Below are 18,006 nucleotides of genomic sequence, written 5' to 3' on the forward strand. Positions count from 1 at the left end.
GGCCAAAACTTGAAACCCTGAGGGTCGATGAGAGTCGACCCTGGGCGGATATAGCCTCTAAGGTTTGTCTGAACAGGTCAGCGTTGCCTAATCAGTACCGAAAATGTGCTGTCAGAGCGGCTGATGCTGCAGCAGTCCTATCCGCATCAATGGGCTTCAAGGAGGCAAACGCTTTCAATGTTGGTTTCGCTTCAAGCGCTAAGGGCTCTGGCAGCCTGGCTCGTGGTGTTTCATCACTTCATGCAGGTCTTCTTTGATTTCCGGTCCGACACCCTGGTCGGCCATCTGCTCTCGACGCGAGGGCAAGTGGGAGTCGATATCTTTTTTGTGCTCAGTGGGTTCGTGATCTATATCTCGACAGCAGGTCGAGCCATGCCCACGTTCCGGTTCATGGTGAATAGGATCGCGCGAATAGTGCCCGCCTATTGGCTTTATACCGGTATTACCGCTGCCATCATTTATTTTGCGGCGGATGTGATGCCTGTTTATGGAGTGGCAAGCAAGGAGCTATTGCTATCGCTGTTTTTCATTCCGAGCCAGAATCCCGGAGGATTCGGTTTGTATCCCACGCTGCCGGTAGGATGGACGTTAAATTATGAAATGCTGTTCTATCTGCTGTTTGCACTGTCATTCAAAGTGCCGGAACGCTGGCGACTCTGGGTTGTATCGCTTCTGGTGGTTGGGGTCAGCGTTGCGTCAGCAGAGCAGCCTTTTATCAGCCATTTCTACCATAATCCCATCATGTATGAGTTCTTGTTGGGCATGGGTATCGGTGTGCTGTACCGAAAGGGGTTCATACCGCAAAGTCTGAAGTTAGCGCCACTGGTTGCAGGATTTTCGATAGCCACGATTCTGCATTTTGATGCCGGTAATGACTGGCGTTTGCTGACTTGGGGTGTTTTCAGCGCCTTGCTGGTAGCCAGCTGCATCGCAATGGAGCCACTGTTTGCGGGTAATCGGGTTCTCAAGGCGTTGGGTGATTGGTCCTACTCGGTCTATCTCATCCACGTCATCGTCCTATGGCTGGGCGACTACTGGCTACATCATCAGGTGGGGTTGAATCCCTATGAAACCCTGCTGCTGTGCTTGCCGATCATTCTCGTGTTGTCATGGCTCAGTTTTGAATTCATCGAGCGTCGAATGACCCGCAAGGTTAAGACGGCATTGGAAGCGGTCCCGGCGCGTATTGCCGAGACCCTGGAATCGCGGGCTCGCTGATCAGCGCCAAGCGTTGCGCTCGGCTTCGCTAAAGTCGGGCACAACGCTGATCCCTTTTTTTGCAGAGCGCTGGACAGCCTCGATGACAGCCATGAGTGAGCACGCCTGGGCTGGCGTAACCGGGTTTTCTGCCTCACCCCGTAACGCACTGATCACGCCTTGGTAATAACGACGATGATCCCCTGTGGGCACCGCTACAAGCTCTTGAGTGCCGTCGGCATAGAACAGCTGTCCGGCATCCTCATCCAGGCCCCAATGTTCTCCGCCCGGCAAAATACCCTGACGTAATGCGTCCTCCTGACGATCAGCGCCACGCTTCAGCCAGCTGGCCTGTGTACCCTGGATCATGAAACGGGGCGATCCTCCAGCGCTCAACATTCCGGCCTGCAGGATCGCCTGAGTACGTCCATAGTCGAGTACGACGTGAAACCAGTCATCCGCCAGTGCGCCTTGCCGCTGCTTTACAAGCTGGGCAGTTACACGGTGCGGTACACCAAACAGGCAGAGTGCCTGATCCGCCAAATGCGGCCCCAGGTCGTACCACAGGCCGCTGCCCGGTCCATCACTTTCACGCCAGCGTTGCCTAACCTCGGGCCGGAAGCGTTCGATACGCGATTCATACACGGCGATCTCACCCAAACGATTGCTGTTTATCAGCTCCTGAGCGCCCAGGAAGTCACTGTCCCAGCGGCGATTCTGAAAAACGGACAGAAATCTATTTTCTGCCTGAGCAATGTCTGCCAGCTGGCGTGCTTCGTGAAGCGTCAGTGTAAAGGGCTTGTCCACCACAACATGCTTACCCGCTCGCAAGGCTGCTTCAGCCAGTGTTGCATGGGTATCGTTGGGCGTGGCCAGGACCACCAGATCGACCTCAGGATGCGTTACTGCAGCGTGATAATCACTGATGACATTGGTATGAGGGCGTTGAGAGCGAATCTTATCGAGCTGGCGAGAGGCAATATGCGTCAGAAGAAGGCCATCGACGCTTTCGATGAGAGGGGCATGAAAGATTTCCCCTACAAAGCCATAACCGATGAGAGCAACTCGAACCTGCGTATCCATGATGAACTAATACATTGACTGAGATGAAGTCGCAGTATAGCCAGGCTGGACACTATCGATAAGAAAGCCGCGGGAGGAAACAATTCTCTCCCGCGGCAAGGTAGGAGATACGTTATTCCTTACCTAACGCTGCCTGCTTGGCCAGGAAGTCGTCCTGCAGAAGCGAGTCGGTAAATTCCTGTGAATCTTCCAGATTAATCGGGTCGTCGATGTGGCCGGTAGACGTAACCTTTGCATCAAGTTTTCCGGTGAGGTGTTCAAGGGCGTGTCGCATTTTTTCTGCAGCGCCATCTACGGCAAGGTCTAGCGCTTCGGCTTTATGAGTCACTGAGATCGAGCGGTACCCCTTGGGACGGGCTTCGATCTGACAACGCTTATCTTCCGCTCCGGATTTTTGAGCATTCTCATCGCTCAAGTGAATTTCAACGCGGGTCAAGAGATCTTCGAAACGCTCCAGGCGATCGACAACAGCAGAACCTACCCATTCTTGCAGCTCGGCACTGCCTTCGATCTGATTGGTGTTCACTTGGACTTGCATACCACATCCTCATGTTTTTTGACGTGCCTATCTAATAGGACGGGCTCGGCAGTAGGAGGTTCATCTTTTAAAGACTAATGGATGCCAAGTACTTCGCCATGCAAGGCATGGAGCTGGTGCCGATAACGCTGGTAGACAGCTTCATAGGCACGCGCACGGTCGGGATCAGGAGAGACGTGCGATGCTTCGTCCAGCTGCACGCAGCGTTTGCTCAGCGATTCAAGGGTGTCTGCCGAGTCATGCTGAGAAGACCAGCACCATGCTGCCTGTATGGCACCGCCAAGGGCCGCCGCTTCGGTGTGAAGGGTGCTGATGACCGGCGTATCCATGATATCTGCCACCAGCTGCCGCCAGACAGGGCTTTTGGCTCCTCCGCCAATCAGGCGAATGGTCTGGCTGTGCATGCCGGTGTCGCGCAGCAAGTCCAGCCCATAGCGCAGGCCAAAGGTTACGCCTTCGATCATCGCACGGCACAGGTTGGCACGGGTAAGGTTGGAGGCGGTCAGGCCCAGCAGGCTCGCCGTAGCAGTAGGCAGGGAAGGGACGCGCTCGCCGTTCAGGAAAGGTAGAACCGTAATACCCTCAGCCCCAATGGGTGCCTGTTCGACAAGGCGGTTGAAGGTATGCAGGTCGATGTCCAAAAGCTCGCGTAGCGCGCCGCTTGCGTTTGTCAGGTTCATGGTGCAGATCAGCGGCAGCCAGCCGCCAGTCGAAGAGCAAAACGTTGCGACAGATGCATGCGGGCTGACGCGGGGGCTAGCAGAGTAGGCGTATACCGTTCCGGAAGTGCCCAGGCTCATGGTAATAAGGCCTTCCTGACTGTTTCCGGTGCCGATTGCTCCCATCATGTTATCCCCACCGCCACTGGACACGATGACGTGCTCATTCAGACCCAGCCGCTTGGCAACCGGTGGAAGCAGCGTGCCGACAGGCTGATGGGCCTCGATGAGTTCAGGCAGAGCCTTCATCAAGCGTCCAGTCGGATCAAGGTGCAGAAGCAGGTCGTTATCCCACTGCCGGGACCGCACATCGAAGTAGCCTGTCCCTGACGCATCGCCAAACTCGGTACAGCAACGGCCGGTGAGCCAGTAATTCAGGTAGTCATGGGGAAGCAGAATATGAGCGATGCGGGCGAAGAGGTCGGGAAAGTATTTTTGTGTCCATCGAAGCTTGGATACGGTATAGCCCGGCGCAATGGCTATACCAAGACGTTCCAGCGAACCGGCAGGCCCGCCCAGGTAATCAAGCAGCTCCTCGTTCTCTAGTGTTGACTCGGTGTCGCACCACAGCTTGGCAGGGCGGAGCACTTGGCCTTCACTGTCAAGTAATACCAGCCCATGTTGTTGACCTGATATTCCGATACCCCGGAGAGCGTTTCCTGGCAGGCCAGCATGAGCGAGTGCTTGCTGTGTAGCCGTTTCAAATGCCTGGACCCACTGTTCAGGCAACTGCTCACGACGACCGTTGGGCCCGCTGACCATGTCGTGGGCCGCGGAGCCTTCCCCCAGGATCTGGCCCGTAGCTGAGTCGAGAATGACGGCCTTGGTGCCTTGTGTACCGCAATCAATACCAAGAAACATGTGTAGTCTCGCTGTTGTTCGTACTGAGAGGCTCCGGACGCGTTTGTCTCTAGAGCCTAGGGATCACCTGTCTGACTTCAGAAGATTTTCCAGGGTTTTCTCTACGCCTAAGGTTTTCAGGCTGGCGAGGTTACGTTCGAAGGAGGCAATAAAAGCGGCGGACTTTGGAATAGAGGTTCCAAAGATTTCTTCAACCCCCAGCAGCTGCTCGGTTAGGCGCTGATCGTTTCTGACCAGGGACTGGCAGAAGTCGGCGCGGGGATCAGGAATACGATAGGTTTCACCGCGCTCGTCTACGCCTTTGAGATAAAGCGCCCAGGCGGCCACGACGAGGGAGGCGCGATCCAGGTTCTGCTTGTCGGCAATCAGACGATTGATAGTGGGAATGGTGAACTTGGGAAACTTGGACGATCCATCCGAGCAGACGCGCTCCAGCTGATCGGCAATCGCCTGGTTGGAAAAGCGCTCGATCAGCTTGTCCTTGTAGGCTTCCAGATCAATACCGGGAACAGGGGCGAGCTGCGGGGTAACATCCTTGTTCATGTAATCACGAATGTACTGAACGAATAGTGGGTCATTCATGGTCTCGTGAACAAAACGATATCCCTTGAGAAAACCCAGGTAGGTAAGGGCAAGATGGCTGCCATTGAGCAGCTTGATTTTCATCTCCTCATAGGGCGTAACGTCGTCAGTGAACTGAACACCTACCTTTTCCCAAGCCGGTCGGCCATTGACGAATTTGTCTTCCAGTACCCATTGCATGAAGGGCTCACACGCAACCGGCCAGGCATCTTCGATGCCGTAGCTGTCCTTTAGCTTTTGCTTGTGCGCGGTGCTGGTCATAGGGGTGATACGGTCGACCATCGCGTTAGGAAAGGAGACGTTTTTGGCGATCCAGTCCGCCAGCTCCTTGTCTACCAGTTTGGTAAAGGACAGCAGCATTCGCCGGGTGACGTCGCCATTATGAGGAATGTTGTCGCAGGACATGATGGTGAAAGGGGGTATGCCTTCGCAACGGCGTTTGCACAAGGCCGCCAGCAGAAATCCGAAAACCGTTTTAGGATCCTCCGGGTGGGCGATGTCATGCTGGACCAGCGGAAGTTCATCGTTGAACTCGCCGGTGCTATCGTCCATGCAGTAGCCGCCCTCGGTGATGGTCAGCGAAACGATGCGAATATGGTGATGGGCCAGTTTATTGATCAGTGCCTGGGCACTGTCTTCTGCCAGCAGCATCTCGCTGATTGCCCCCACAACACGGACTTCAAGATCTGGCGTGTCGCCCAGCTCGAAAAGCGTATAGAGATAGTCCTGCTCGGCTAGAGTGTCGCGCATGGCGCGGTCTTCACTGCGCAATCCCACCCCACAAATGGACCAGTCCAGCGCCTCGCCCTGATTGAGAAGGGCTTCGGTATAGATGGCCTGATGGGCTCGATGAAAGCCACCAACGCCGATGTGAGCAATGCCATGCCGGGTCTGACATGGCACGTAGCTTGGCGTGCGGATCGGGTCTGTCAGCTGTGCAAGATTCTGGCGATTGAGTTTCATGCAGGTGTCTCCAGGTGTGGCCCTATTGAGCCACGCGAATTCAGTTGATCAGGCGGCTTGTTGCAGGGCACGGCTTACGGCCTGCCCATGCTCATCGAAGAGATGACAGTGGCTCACATCAACGGCCAGCTTGAGCCGCTCGCCATAGGCACCGGAAAAGTCTCCCGGTACGCGTACGGTGAGGGGTTCGTCAGACGGCGTGGTCATGTGACAGTACGTATCGCTGCCCAGGCGCTCGGTTACGTCCGTGACCACGGGCAGCTGACCATGAGGGTCTATGACGAGATGCTCAGGACGAATACCTAGGGTGACTTCGTGGCCGACTGCCAATGCTCTGCCGTCACGTGGCAGACGCAGTCGAGGTCCGCTGGCCAGCTCGATTTCCGTCACCTGAGCGCTGGTATGGATGACCTTGGCTTTCAGGAAGCCCATCTTGGGTGTGCCCAGAAAACCTGCGACGAAGAGATTGGCAGGGTGATGGTAGAGGTCCAGCGGCGAGCCGACCTGTTCGATACGGCCGCCGTTGAGCACTACCACTTTGGTTGCCAGCGTCATGGCTTCGACCTGATCGTGGGTGACATAGATCATGGTCGCCTTGAGTTCCTGGTGCAGCCTGGCCAGTTCCAGGCGCATCTGGACACGCAAGGCAGCGTCCAGGTTGGACAGGGGCTCGTCGAAGAGAAAGACCTTTGGATTGCGTACGATGGCGCGGCCAATGGCGACACGCTGGCGTTGGCCGCCGGAGAGCTGGCGGGGCTTGCGTTCAAGCAAATGACCCAATTCGAGGATACGTGCCGCCTCGTCAACTTTCTTCTCTATTTCGCTTTTGGCAATTCCCGCCAGATCCAGCGCGAACGACATGTTCTTGCGCACCGTCATATGGGGGTAAAGCGCATAGGTCTGGAACACCATGGCCAGATCCCGTTTGGCGGGGCTGACTTCGGTAATGTCACGGCCGTCCAGCTCGATGGTGCCGCTGGTGACATCTTCAAGGCCGGCAATCAGGCGCAGCAGCGTGGACTTGCCGCAACCGGAAGGACCGACAAACACCACGAATTCACGGTCGTTGATATCCAGGTCGACACCCTTGATGATCTCGATGGAGTCAAAGCCTTTACGCAGGTTACGAATCTTTAACGTAGCCATGGAAAATCCTCTTGTTCTTATTTGACGGCGCCGAAGGACAGGCCGCGTACGAGTTGCTTCTGACTGATCCAGCCGAAAATCAGGATAGGTGCGCAGGCCAGTGTCGAGACGGCAGACAGCTTGGCCCAGAACAAGCCTTCCGGACTTGAGTAGGACGCGATCAGGGCAGTCAGTGGCGCGGCGTTGGACGATGTGAGGTTGAGTGACCAGAACGCTTCGTTCCAGCACAGGATTAGCGACAGCAGGACCGTCGACGCCAGGCCCCCTTTGCTGATGGGCAGAAGAACCCTGACGATTTCCTGAAAGGTGGTGGCGCCATCCAGGCGAGCGGCTTCCAGGATGTCCTTGGGAATATCCTTAAAGTAGGTGTAGACCATCCAGACCATGATGGGCAGGTTGATCAGCGTATAGATGATGATCAGCGAAAGCTTGGTATCGAGCAGGCCCAGGCTCTTGGTCATCAGGTAGATCGGCATGAGAACGCCTACGGCCGGTAACATCTTGGTCGAAAGCATCCAGAGCAATGTCTGCTTGGTCAGGCGCGTCTCATGGAAGGCCATGGAGTACGCCGCTGGAACCGCCAGCAGTAAGCCCAGCACCGTAGAACCAAAGGAGATAGCGACGGAGTTCCAGGCAAAATGAAAGTAATCGCTGCGCTCCTGAATGTGCAGATAATTCTCCAGCGTGGGCATGAAGATGAACTGCGGAGGGGTTGCAAAGGCATCGATTTCAGTCTTGAAGCTGGTGAGGATCATCCAGAAGATTGGAAAGAACAGCACCAGCGCAATGATCCAGGCCAGCGTGCCGAGAATGGCACTGTGCAGGCGACGAGATTGCTTGAGCGTCATCATGGTCGCATCCTCACTGTTGGGTCAGGTTCTTGCCAAGCATCCGAACCAGGATGATGGCGGCAATGTTGGCGATCACGACAGCGATCAATCCGCCTGCCGAGGCCATGCCTACATCGAATTGCAGAAGTGCCTGGTTATAGATCAGATACGCAAGGTTGGTAGACGCGAAGCCAGGGCCGCCACTGGTGGTGGTAAAGATCTCAGCGAAGACCGAAAGTAGAAAGATCGTTTCGATCATCACCACGACGGCAATGGGACGCGCCAGATGGGGCAGGGTGAGGTGCCAAAAAATGGCAAGCGGGCCGGCGCCGTCCAGCCGTGCTGCTTCTTTCTGCTCCTGATCAAGCGACTGCATGGCGGTCATCAGGATAAGAATGGCGAAGGGCAGCCATTGCCAGGACACGATCAAGATGATCGACAGCAATGGATAATTTGCCAGCCAGTCGATTGGCTGTGCGCCAAAAAACTTCCAGACGGCGGCGAGAATGCCTGAAACCGGATGGAAGATGAGGTTCTTCCAAATCAGTGCGCTGACGGTAGGCATGATGAAGAAAGGGGAAATCAGCAAGACCCGTACAATCCCGCGCCCCCAGAACTCGGTGGCTTCCAGAAGCGCTGAAATCAGTACGCCCAGTATCACACTGATCAACAAGACACTGCCCACCAGTAGCAGGGTGTTGGTCATGCCCGGCATGAAACCGGTGTCGGTGATGAAGTATTCGAAATTCTCCAGACCGACAAAGTCATTCTCACCGGGGTAGAGCAGGTTATAGCGAATTAGCGAGAAGTAGATGGTCATGCCCAGTGGCACGATCATCCAGAGCAGAAGTAGCAGGACCGACGGGCTGACCAGAAACCAGCCGGGGCTGGTCCGGCGCTTGCGGGCGGTGTGCTCACGAGCTCGTGCCTGGGTAGAGACGGGGCTTTTCAACGTGGTTGTACTCATGACAGTCGCTCCGAACCGTTGCAGCGAGAGGTCTACAGGGCGGCCATCCAGAGAGCTGTCAGGCCAGGCTTGTCCTGAAGCGGCGCAGCCATTACGGCCACGCCGAACCGGTTAAGCTATTTGGGATAACCCGCGCGTTTCATTTCGCGAGAGGTCGACTGCTGGGCAGCCTGCAACGCCTGTTGCACGGGCATCTGTCCGGTCAGTGCCGCCGAGAACAACTTGCCCACCGAGGTGCCGATAGCCTGGAACTCAGGAATGGTTACGTACTGAATACCCACATAAGGAACAGGCTTGGCAGCGGGATGCGCCGGGTCGGCCTTTTCCAGCATGGACAGGGATACCTTGGCGAAGGGTGCGGCCTGCATATAGGCCTCGCTGTATGTAGACTTGCGCGTACCTGGCGGGACGTTGGCAATACCTTCCTTGTCAGCTACCAAGGTGGCGTATTGCTTGGACGTCGCCCATGTCACAAAGGACTGTGCAGCTTCCTTGTTTTTGGAGCTGGAAGGAATCGCCAGGGACCAAGCATAAAGCCAAGACGAACCTTTATCGGTTACCTGCGTTGGGGAGGCGGCAAAGCCCACCTGGTCAGCCACCTTGCTTTGCGATTTATCGGTCGTAAAAGACCCGGCCACGCTGGCATCCACCCATAGGGCGCACTTGCCGCTGTTGAACAGCGCCAGGTTTTCGTTGAAGCCGTTGCTGGACGCACCGGGAGGGCCGTACTTCTTCATCGTATCGACATAAAAGTTGGCGGCCTTGGTCCATTCCGGGCCAGTGAATTCCGGCTGCCACTTTTCATCGAACCAGCGTGCACCGAACGCATTGGCCATGGTGCCGATCAGCGCCATGTTTTCACCCCAGCCAGCCTTGCCGCGCAGGCAAATGCCATACTGATCCTTGTCAGGATGGTGAAGTTTGGCGGCAAATCCACCGAGCTGTTCCCAGGTTGGCTGCTCGGGCATGGTCAGCCCGGCGTCCTTGAAGAGGTCCTTACGGTAGTAGGTAATTGAGCTTTCCGCATAGAACGGCAAGGCATACAGCGTGCCCTTGACGGACAAACCTTCTCGTACCGAAGGAAACAGATCGTTTACATCATAGTCGGCTGGCAGGTCTTTCATAGGTTCCAGCCAGCCTTTGGCGCCCCAGAGACCGGTTTCGTACATGCCAATGGTCAGCACATCGAATTGACCGCCCTGCGTGGCAATGTCAGTCGTCAGGCGTTGGCGAAGTACGTTTTCTTCAAGGACTACCCAATTGAGTTTGATATCCGGATGCTGCTCTTCAAAGGTTTTGGAGAGCCGTTGCATCCGAATCATATCGCTGTTGTTAACGGTGGCGATGGTGACCGTGGCGGCCTGAGCATAGGTGACGGCACAAATTCCGGCTGTAGCGAAAAGCGCTTTCAATAGCATGTTCATGTCGCACTCCCTTCTGCGCCGTAGCGACAGAAGCTCTTATTGTTGTTTTAACCCCCAGACTGCGAAACAGGAGGAGCGTGTTCGATTGATTACACCTCTTAAGTTAAGCGGTAGACAAATGCGAAAACACACTCAGACTGATACTTTTTTGCACTTGTTAGCGAGTGATTTTTGCGTGTGAAATAGCAACAGAACGCTCTGCAGTAGGGCTTGGCGCGTTTTTGGCGTTGAGCCTGCGTGACAGAAATTGCAAGGTATTGGCAGGCAATGAGCAGTCGCCTGGACCCGGTTTATACGTTCTGCTCGGTCAAGCGTTTTACCGTGAGGCGCCGATAATGCGTAGGCGTCATGCCTTTCATTTGCTGGAAGCGGCGATTGAAATTGGAAATGTTATTGAAGCCTGACTCGAAACAGACGTCTGTCACGGCCTTTTCGCTTTGCGATAACAGCTCGCAGGATTTGCTGATACGCAGGCTGTTCACAAATTCAATAAAGCACCGCCCGGTAGCCTTGCGAAAGAAGCGGGAAAAATAGGTAGGCGTCATGCCCAGGTGCTCTGCTGCTTCCTCAAGCGTGAGCTCACTGGTGTAGCGTTCGAAGATGAAGTTAAGCGCCTTGTTGGTACGGTCCAGCGTATGTTCGTCGTCTTCCGAACGAATCGGCGCGCCGCTCAGCAGGTGATAATCCTCACAGGTCGCCAGCAGTTCCATCAGTACGAAAAAGTGACCCAGACGGCTGGCACCCCGCGTCTCGGCAATACGCTGCAGAAGATCTGCCGATTCATTGATGGTGCGCGAACAGTGGAACTGAATGCCGAAACGGGCGCGCTCAAGCAGCGGGTTCAGTGCATTGAGTTCAGGAAAGACTGTCGCCGCGTTTTCAAGCGTCTCATCGGTAAAGTTAACCAGCATGTCGCGCTTGTCGACGACCTCACCTTCCGCTACTTGGCTGATCCAGTTATGGGGCAGGTTAGGACCGGTCAAGAACAGGCTGTAAGGATAAAAGCTGCCGATATAGTCGCCAATGAAGGCTGTGCCCGAGCTGGCTATGATCAGATGCAGCTCGTATTCCTTGTGAAAATGCCAGCGAACCAGAGGGCAGGGGAAACCGTGCTCGCGGTAGATCACCGAATGGCCGCTAAGGTCGTCCATCAGTTCATACGACGGATCGCGTTTGCGCAAAGGTCGAGTCATGGCCGGGTCCGTGGTGTTGTGGTTATACGGAAAAGGCCACCGCAGCATAGTCCGCTTCCTCCGAAATGTCTTTAGCGACTCAACGATACGGCCATGCCGGGTCAGGTAACGCCGGTTTGTCGCCGGTCATACAGAAGCCGGTTGCATTTTGCTACCGTAACGCCTCCCCGCCGTCCGGATCAGGATGGTGCGACTCTAAAAAGCAAAGATTATGACTACTTATCTAGATGCCTCGTTAAACTGGCTCAGGAACTATCCCGAGCTCTACACGCTGTTCTGCCTGACCTTGCTGCTGCTGGCTGCCTGGTTATGTAACTGGATTGTGAAGCGTATTCTAGTGAAGGGTGTTTACCGGCTATTAAGCAGTGCTTCGCTGGGTCTTAAAAGCGAGGTCACCAATACCCCGATGATCGCGCGCCTGGCTAATGTCGTGCCAGCTTTGATCCTTTCGACAGGTATACTCGCAGTGCCCGGCCTGCCGGAGGCGTTGGTCACAGTAGTTGGGAACGTGTGTAGCGCGTTCATTATCCTTACTATCGTGTTGGCGATCAGTAATCTGCTCGATATTGTCAATGCGGTTTACCAGCGCCGTCCCGATGCGCGATTTCGGCCGATCAAGGGGTACATCCAGGTCCTCAAGATCGGCATATTCTGCCTGGCATCCATTCTGATCATCGCCACGCTGATTGATCGCTCGCCATTGATTCTTCTGTCTGGACTGGGCGCGATGGCTGCTGTGCTGCTATTGATCTTCCAGGATACGCTCCTGTCACTGGTGGCCAGCGTACAGATCTCATCCGGGGACATCGTGCGCATCGGTGACTGGATAGAGATGCCCCAGCTCAACGCCAGTGGGGATGTCATCGATATCGCTTTGCACACGGTTAAAGTGCAGAACTTCGACAAGACGATTACCACGATTCCTACCAAGCGATTCATCTCCGACGCGTTCAAGAACTACCGCGGCATGCAAGAATCCGGCGGTCGCCGCATCAAGCGCAGCCTGTTTCTGGATCAGCAGAGCGTGCATTTCATCGATGGTGATGAGTATCGACATCTGCATCGTTTCAGCTTGCTGGCGGACTACCTGGACAACAAGCAGAAGGAGCTGAAGGAGTGGAATGATAAGCTGGCTGAGCGCGGTCAGGAGCCTGTCAACACGCGTCGCATTACCAACCTGGGTACATTTCGGGTATATGTGGAGCGTTACCTGCGTAGTCATCCCGGGCTTCGGCAGGACATGACCCTACTGGTTCGCCAGCTCGATCCTACTTCCAGCGGTTTACCCCTGGAGGTGTACTGCTTTACCAATACGGTGATCTGGGCGCAGTACGAGAATATCCAGAGCGATATTTTCGATCATTTGCTGGCGATCCTGCCGGAGTTTGGGCTTCGTATCTATCAACAACCCAGCGGGGCGGACATGCGTGCCTTTCTGACGTCGGATCATCCGATCAACGCGGTAACTTCGCTGGATGACAAGCATCTGACCATACGATAGGCCGGGACGCTTTTTACCTTTGACGGTGCAACCTGGGTAATACTAGCTAGCGACGGAGTGTCTGGGTCAAGCCAACGCTCCAGCTTGCGTGTCGGGTGGTTGAGAGGGTGCCGTGATAAAAGAATTCAGAAATGCCTACTGGAAACGCTGGCTCAGAAAGCAGGGCTGCAAGCTGTCGAACGGACCTCTTGGCCTCAGTAGCAGAACCACATTGCTACTGGAAGAGCATGTTTCGATCGGTCCTGTGGATGTGGCTGCCCGTCATCTTTCTGTTGGAGCCTATACCTATATTCGAGGCGGCAGCGAGCTATATCTGGTCCAGTCTATCGGGCGTTTTTGCTCGATTGGCAACAACGTTCTGATCGGACAGGAGCGGGATACCCATCCCGTTCATTGGGCAACTTCTCATCCGTTCGCGTCCGATGAGGCGGGGCTACCTTACCAAGGCAGGCAGAAGATGAGCGTCATTGGCCATGATGTATGGATTGGCCGTGATGCCATGATTATGGATGGGCTCTCGGTGGGTACCGGTGCGGTTATCGCTGCCCGAGCACTGGTTACTAAGGATGTGCCGCCTTATGCCATCGTAGGGGGTTCTCCGGCCAGGATCATTCGATACCGCTTTGCGCCTGAGCTTATTGAACGATTATTGGCGTCTCAATGGTGGACGCTCAGCCCGGAGGCGCTCAGGCAGCTTCCTTTCGATGATCCAGAGCGTTTCGTGCAGCATGTATCCGGCAGCGTACCGCCAGCAGCATACAAAACGGTGGAAATTACCCGAAAAGGGTGTCGAGTGTGCTGACTCATTTGCCAGAACTCGTCTGACAGGCGTCCTAGCCGCTTTTGCGGCAGATTACCATGCTATGTCAGAGGAGCTGGTTACTTGAGAACGCAGGACGCACTAATGGAGGGGTTCATTTTTATCAGCTGGGTCCGCGCATCCATGCAGGTCTTCTGGGAATTGAACTCCTGCATGGCGACCATGGGCGAGCTGCCCTTATCGGTATGAGGATTGGTTGTATTCAAAAGGGTCACCACAAGAAGAACCCAAGTGCTCATAGGAGCTCCGTTTTAGAAACAGCGTCAATGTTGTTACCAAGCGTCTTTTTCTACCTTAAAATTGAAGCCGGCTTATGGCGCTGAAGCGGTACGCTACTGCCTTACGCTGCCGGCTTTTTCACTGGGGCTGGAGGATACAGGATCACCGCAGCCCGCAGCTTGCTCTTGCCGAAGCGGCTGAGTTTGTCGAACTCGGCATGACTGACCGGAATGTGTTGGCAGTCCAGCTCCCGACGATGTTGGCTATGGTCTACGTCTGGGTCGTGGAAGTAAATGAAGTCTTCGTCGCAACCGGTTACAGCGATCCAGTGAGGGCCTTTGGTCTGGATAAGGCGAAAGCTGCTGATCAACACCAATGGCAGACCACCGTCGGCAATGATTTGTGGAATATTCAGCTTTGTTCGAATCAGGCGTTCAATATCAGTCTGTTTGAGTTCCCGGCTGAAGTCCTCATGCACCAGCCGCATCACGTCACGTTTTTCTTCGCTGCGTACGCCTTCCAGGAAAAGAGGGCCGCGGGTGTTAACCTGCAACTTCACACGAAAGCCGCGGCGTCGGGCGGCCAGGGCCAAGCCGTGTGGCCCGCAGCCACCGTGGCCGGCAGTCATGTAAATGGTGGTAGCCTCACGCCAGAGACGTAACTCTTCCCAGCGCTCCAGCGGGCGTCCAGGCTCCAGCGCGCCCATGGCCATCAGAAGCGAGGCCGGGCCGCAAGTGAAATCCGTGGTCTGTCTATAGAAGGGTACCTTGCGTAGCCGGCCTTCACCGGGCTGCCGGATACGTTTCTCGAAGCGCAGCGCCTGACTGTGATCTTCGTAATAGTCATCGACGGTTGCAAAAGGGAGATAGCCATTGCGTTCATACAGGGCAATGGCTGCAGTATTGTCCGGGCGCACCTCCAGACGCATGTACGCACAGTCCCGCTCAATGGCACAGGCCTCCGCCGCCTCGAGCAGGCGCTGCCCAAGCTTGTGCCCTCGAGCTGCCGGGTCGATGGCAATGGAATACAGCCGCGCCAGGGAGGTGTTTTGGTGAAACAGAACCAAGGCGTACCCCAGGGTATTTCCAGTCTCTTCCACCAGCGTGAGAGAGGCATTGGCTCGAGTCAGCATCCATTGGAAATTGCGCCGCGAAAGGCGGTCGTATTTAAAGCACCGTTTCTCCAGCTCAACCAGTGCGTTGAGGTCCTCATGAACAGCAGGGCGTAGCGTGAAATTCATTTGTGTGAATCCCTAGCCAGGTCAAGCGCCTCAGAGACAGTCGCTCGGTCCTCAGCAGTGCGGTTAAGCCGCGGTTAATGGAGGCTGTGTTACGTAGTTTTCGTCTGTCCACCTTATTGGTACAGACCGAACCTGAGTCGTTTGACAGGAACGTTGGTAATAGGCTCCCAAGGCGATTATCTGCACCGAGGAGGTGTCGTGAGCAAGCTGTATATCATCGTCGAGCGCAAGGAGGATTGGTCATCCTATTATCCGAGCGAAGACGTTATCACTGCCCAGGAATACCTTGAGCAGTCAAATGAGCAAGATAACGGCAAGCGCGTGCAGGTCATCAACCTGTGCCGTAACCAGAAGTACCTGGGGCACGGGTATTACTGCTCATTACTGGCAGAGGCCCGGGGTCACAAGGTAATTCCCTCCGTTCGCACCATCAGTGAGCTCTCCCGTAAATCCATCTATAACTTGGCTCTGGAAGATCTCGACAGGTTGTTGAGCAAGGCCTTGAAAGGCCATCCCTACGCCAGTGCTGATGGATTCACGTTGACCCTGTACTTTGGGCGAACCGATATCGAAGCCTTGCAGGATCTGGCCCGCCAGCTGTTTGAAGCCTTCCCCAGTCCACTGCTGCTCGTGGATTTTCGCCGCAATCGTGAGGGCTGGCATATTGGGGGCGTCAAGCTGGGAGCCATACACAAGCTGCACGAAGCTCAGGAAGACCTTTTTGCCAATGCCCTGGATGGTTTTAGTCGGCAGGTCTGGCTCAAGCCGCGCGTAAGAGAAAAATATCGTTTCGAAATGGCCATTCTGCATGACCCGAAAGAAGCGTTCCCGCCTTCTGATGCCAAGGCTCTGAAGAGCTTTGTCCGGATTGGCAAACGTCTGGGAATCGATGTTGAGTTGATCGAGAAAAAGGATTACTCGCGTCTTTCGGAGTTCGATGCGCTGTTTATCCGTGAGACAACTGCCATTGATCACCACACGTATCGTTTCGCCAAAAAAGCGGAAAGCGAGGGGTTGGTGGTAATGGATGATCCCCGCTCGATCCTGCGATGCACCAATAAAGTCTATCTGGCGGATTTGCTCAAAGCACACAAGCTGGACATGCCCAAGACGGAAATCCTGTACAAGGACAATGCCGCCCAGTTGGCAACGGTAGGGGAGCGGCTGGGCTTTCCGCTGGTGCTAAAGATTCCGGATGGCTCGTTCTCGCGTGGCGTTATGAAGGTCTCCAATCAGGAGGAGTTGAACAAGGCGAGCGCCGAGTTGTTCGAGCGCTCCGTACTGCTCCTGGCCCAGGAGTTCTTTTATACCGACTATGACTGGCGCATAGGCGTGCTCAACCAGGAGCCGATCTTTGCCTGTCAGTACTTCATGTCGAAAGGGCATTGGCAGATCTACGATCACAGCGCCGGTGCGGTCGAGAGCAGTGGTGACTTTCGTACCGTACCGATTCAGGAGGCACCTCATGAAGTGGTCGAGCTGGCGGTTCGTACTGCCAACCTTATCGGCGACGGCCTGTACGGCGTTGACCTCAAGCAGGCGGGCGAGCGAATGGCGGTCATTGAGGTCAACGACAATCCCAATATCGACTCAGGGATCGAGGATGCCGTCCTGAAGGATGATCTGTATGCATTGATCCTGGAGGAGTTCATCCGCCGGTTGGAGTTGCAGCGCAACGGTCAGCGTTGGTGATTGTTGATGCTCATGAAAACACTTGGACGCTAAAGTGCCCACAATGCGGTCGGAGATTTAACCAAAGCATAGCTTTTATCCCTGGATCGGCCCGCCGTGGAAAGAGGGTTTTCAATCCCCGGTAAGCATGTGCCGAAAACATCGGCTTCAGGCGTAGCTGTAACGCCTGAAGCCTTTTGGCTCAATGAAACACCATCCAGATCAGCAGCCCGGCCTCGAAGAGACAGAACGCCGTCAGGCACGCCATGGTGAACTTGAGGCCCGCGTCGTCACGACGGTAGGCGGCAATCTGCTCCTGCAGCTTGAACAGGCTGAGGTCACGCTCATGCAGGTTCTTGTCGGCCTGTTCCAGCATGCTACCTACATCCAGCAGAGAAAGCACTTGCACCTTATCCATGTTCCATTCGCTTTTCAGCTCGCTGGCCTTGGGCGCGCTGCAAATGGCCTTGAGTGTTTGCCCTTCAAGATAGGTAAGGGTAAAGCCCTGGGCTTCCAGCGCATGGTCGCGGCGCTTGCGCATATCTTCTACGAATCCATCACGGGCTGGCAGGTCAAGGTTGGCCACCTTGTAGTGCCCCCATTTGGCCTTGGCCCATGCAATTCCCTGGGCCAACAGAAAGCGTCCCACGCCACGATTGGATGGTTCGACTTGCAACAGTCCGCCTTCAAGTCCGCCGGGTTCGGCGGTGAAGCGGATCTCTTTGTTCTCGTGATCAGCCCAGATATTCAGGAAGTTTTGATCACGGTGAACGCGCTGTCCGGGCAGCTGAATGCTCAACGACAAAACGCTCAGATCGTCTCCATGCCGTTCGGCCTTGCCAAACTGCACAAAGCGCAGCGGGCGAGGCCCGGTAATACGATCCGTGGGCAATGGTGTCAGACGCAGCAGGTAAAAATGTTCCGGTCCGAGCTCGGCCCAGGGATGCGTCTGCTTCTCAGGGGCGGTTTCCTCGGCGGTAGTGGGTTCTTCAATATCGGTTTCAGTCATAGCCGCGATCCTTTTCTACCTCCGCATGGGGTAATTCAAATCG

Annotated in this window: 16 protein-coding genes; 4 read left to right on the forward strand and 12 right to left on the reverse strand. The window is 55.3% G+C overall.

Annotated elements, in window-relative coordinates; genetic code table 11:
* Positions 1–177: 177 nt before the first annotated feature.
* A complete protein-coding gene (locus QWJ10_RS14435; protein WP_289927441.1) occupies positions 178–1,218 on the forward strand; it encodes an acyltransferase in 1,041 nt (346 codons plus the stop codon).
* Here QWJ10_RS14435 and QWJ10_RS14440 read toward each other — a convergent pair whose 3' ends face one another.
* From QWJ10_RS14440 to QWJ10_RS14480, 9 genes are all read right to left on the reverse strand, one after another.
* The gene (locus tag QWJ10_RS14440; RefSeq protein WP_289927443.1) at positions 1,219–2,280 is read right to left on the reverse strand and encodes an oxidoreductase; all 1,062 of its coding nucleotides are present in this window, start codon (positions 2,278–2,280) and stop codon (positions 1,219–1,221) included. It lies immediately after the preceding gene.
* Between the two features lie 112 nt (positions 2,281–2,392).
* Complete coding sequence (locus QWJ10_RS14445) at positions 2,393–2,818, reverse strand: HPF/RaiA family ribosome-associated protein (RefSeq protein WP_010797985.1); 426 nt, start codon at positions 2,816–2,818, stop codon at positions 2,393–2,395.
* 74 nt (positions 2,819–2,892) lie between these two features.
* Positions 2,893–4,398 (reverse strand): xylulokinase, encoded by a 1,506-nt coding sequence (gene xylB / locus QWJ10_RS14450; RefSeq protein ID WP_289927445.1) that lies wholly within the window; start codon positions 4,396–4,398, stop codon positions 2,893–2,895.
* Positions 4,399–4,461: 63 nt separating this feature from the next.
* The gene (locus QWJ10_RS14455) at positions 4,462–5,943 is read right to left on the reverse strand and encodes a mannitol dehydrogenase family protein (protein WP_239380554.1); all 1,482 of its coding nucleotides are present in this window, start codon (positions 5,941–5,943) and stop codon (positions 4,462–4,464) included.
* 48 nt (positions 5,944–5,991) lie between these two features.
* Entirely contained in the window at positions 5,992–7,089 is a 1,098-nt protein-coding gene (gene ugpC / locus QWJ10_RS14460) for a sn-glycerol-3-phosphate ABC transporter ATP-binding protein UgpC (RefSeq protein ID WP_197870222.1), read from the reverse strand.
* A gap of 17 nt (positions 7,090–7,106) precedes the next feature.
* On the reverse strand, positions 7,107–7,940 hold the full coding sequence (locus QWJ10_RS14465) for a carbohydrate ABC transporter permease (RefSeq protein ID WP_122042811.1): 834 nt from the start codon (positions 7,938–7,940) through the stop codon (positions 7,107–7,109).
* 10 nt (positions 7,941–7,950) lie between these two features.
* A complete protein-coding gene (locus tag QWJ10_RS14470; protein WP_289927462.1) occupies positions 7,951–8,886 on the reverse strand; it encodes a sugar ABC transporter permease in 936 nt (311 codons plus the stop codon).
* A 116-nt stretch (positions 8,887–9,002) separates the two neighbouring features.
* Complete coding sequence (locus tag QWJ10_RS14475; RefSeq protein ID WP_019365099.1) at positions 9,003–10,310, reverse strand: sugar ABC transporter substrate-binding protein; 1,308 nt, start codon at positions 10,308–10,310, stop codon at positions 9,003–9,005.
* A gap of 290 nt (positions 10,311–10,600) precedes the next feature.
* Positions 10,601–11,503 (reverse strand): helix-turn-helix domain-containing protein, encoded by a 903-nt coding sequence (locus QWJ10_RS14480; RefSeq protein WP_037030876.1) that lies wholly within the window; start codon positions 11,501–11,503, stop codon positions 10,601–10,603.
* 211 nt (positions 11,504–11,714) lie between these two features.
* Here QWJ10_RS14480 and QWJ10_RS14485 point away from each other — a divergent pair, with 211 nt between their 5' ends.
* The gene (locus tag QWJ10_RS14485; protein WP_010797993.1) at positions 11,715–13,004 is read left to right on the forward strand and encodes a mechanosensitive ion channel family protein; all 1,290 of its coding nucleotides are present in this window, start codon (positions 11,715–11,717) and stop codon (positions 13,002–13,004) included.
* 115 nt (positions 13,005–13,119) lie between these two features.
* The gene (locus QWJ10_RS14490; RefSeq protein ID WP_289927816.1) at positions 13,120–13,806 is read left to right on the forward strand and encodes a CatB-related O-acetyltransferase; all 687 of its coding nucleotides are present in this window, start codon (positions 13,120–13,122) and stop codon (positions 13,804–13,806) included.
* A gap of 77 nt (positions 13,807–13,883) precedes the next feature.
* Here QWJ10_RS14490 and QWJ10_RS14495 read toward each other — a convergent pair whose 3' ends face one another.
* Complete coding sequence (locus tag QWJ10_RS14495) at positions 13,884–14,063, reverse strand: hypothetical protein (protein WP_010797995.1); 180 nt, start codon at positions 14,061–14,063, stop codon at positions 13,884–13,886.
* 101 nt (positions 14,064–14,164) lie between these two features.
* Complete coding sequence (locus QWJ10_RS14500; RefSeq protein ID WP_289927471.1) at positions 14,165–15,283, reverse strand: GNAT family N-acetyltransferase/peptidase C39 family protein; 1,119 nt, start codon at positions 15,281–15,283, stop codon at positions 14,165–14,167.
* Between the two features lie 198 nt (positions 15,284–15,481).
* Here QWJ10_RS14500 and QWJ10_RS14505 point away from each other — a divergent pair, with 198 nt between their 5' ends.
* A complete protein-coding gene (locus QWJ10_RS14505) occupies positions 15,482–16,975 on the forward strand; it encodes a RimK family alpha-L-glutamate ligase (protein WP_019365094.1) in 1,494 nt (497 codons plus the stop codon).
* Positions 16,976–17,156: 181 nt separating this feature from the next.
* On the opposite strand, the gene QWJ10_RS14510 is transcribed toward QWJ10_RS14505, so the two are convergent.
* A complete protein-coding gene (locus QWJ10_RS14510) occupies positions 17,157–17,963 on the reverse strand; it encodes a hypothetical protein (RefSeq protein ID WP_289927473.1) in 807 nt (268 codons plus the stop codon).
* Positions 17,964–18,006: the final 43 nt, after the last annotated feature.

The sequence above is a fragment of the Pseudomonas sp. WAC2 genome (assembly GCF_030403525.1).
Lineage (GTDB): Bacteria > Pseudomonadota > Gammaproteobacteria > Pseudomonadales > Pseudomonadaceae > Chryseomonas > Chryseomonas luteola.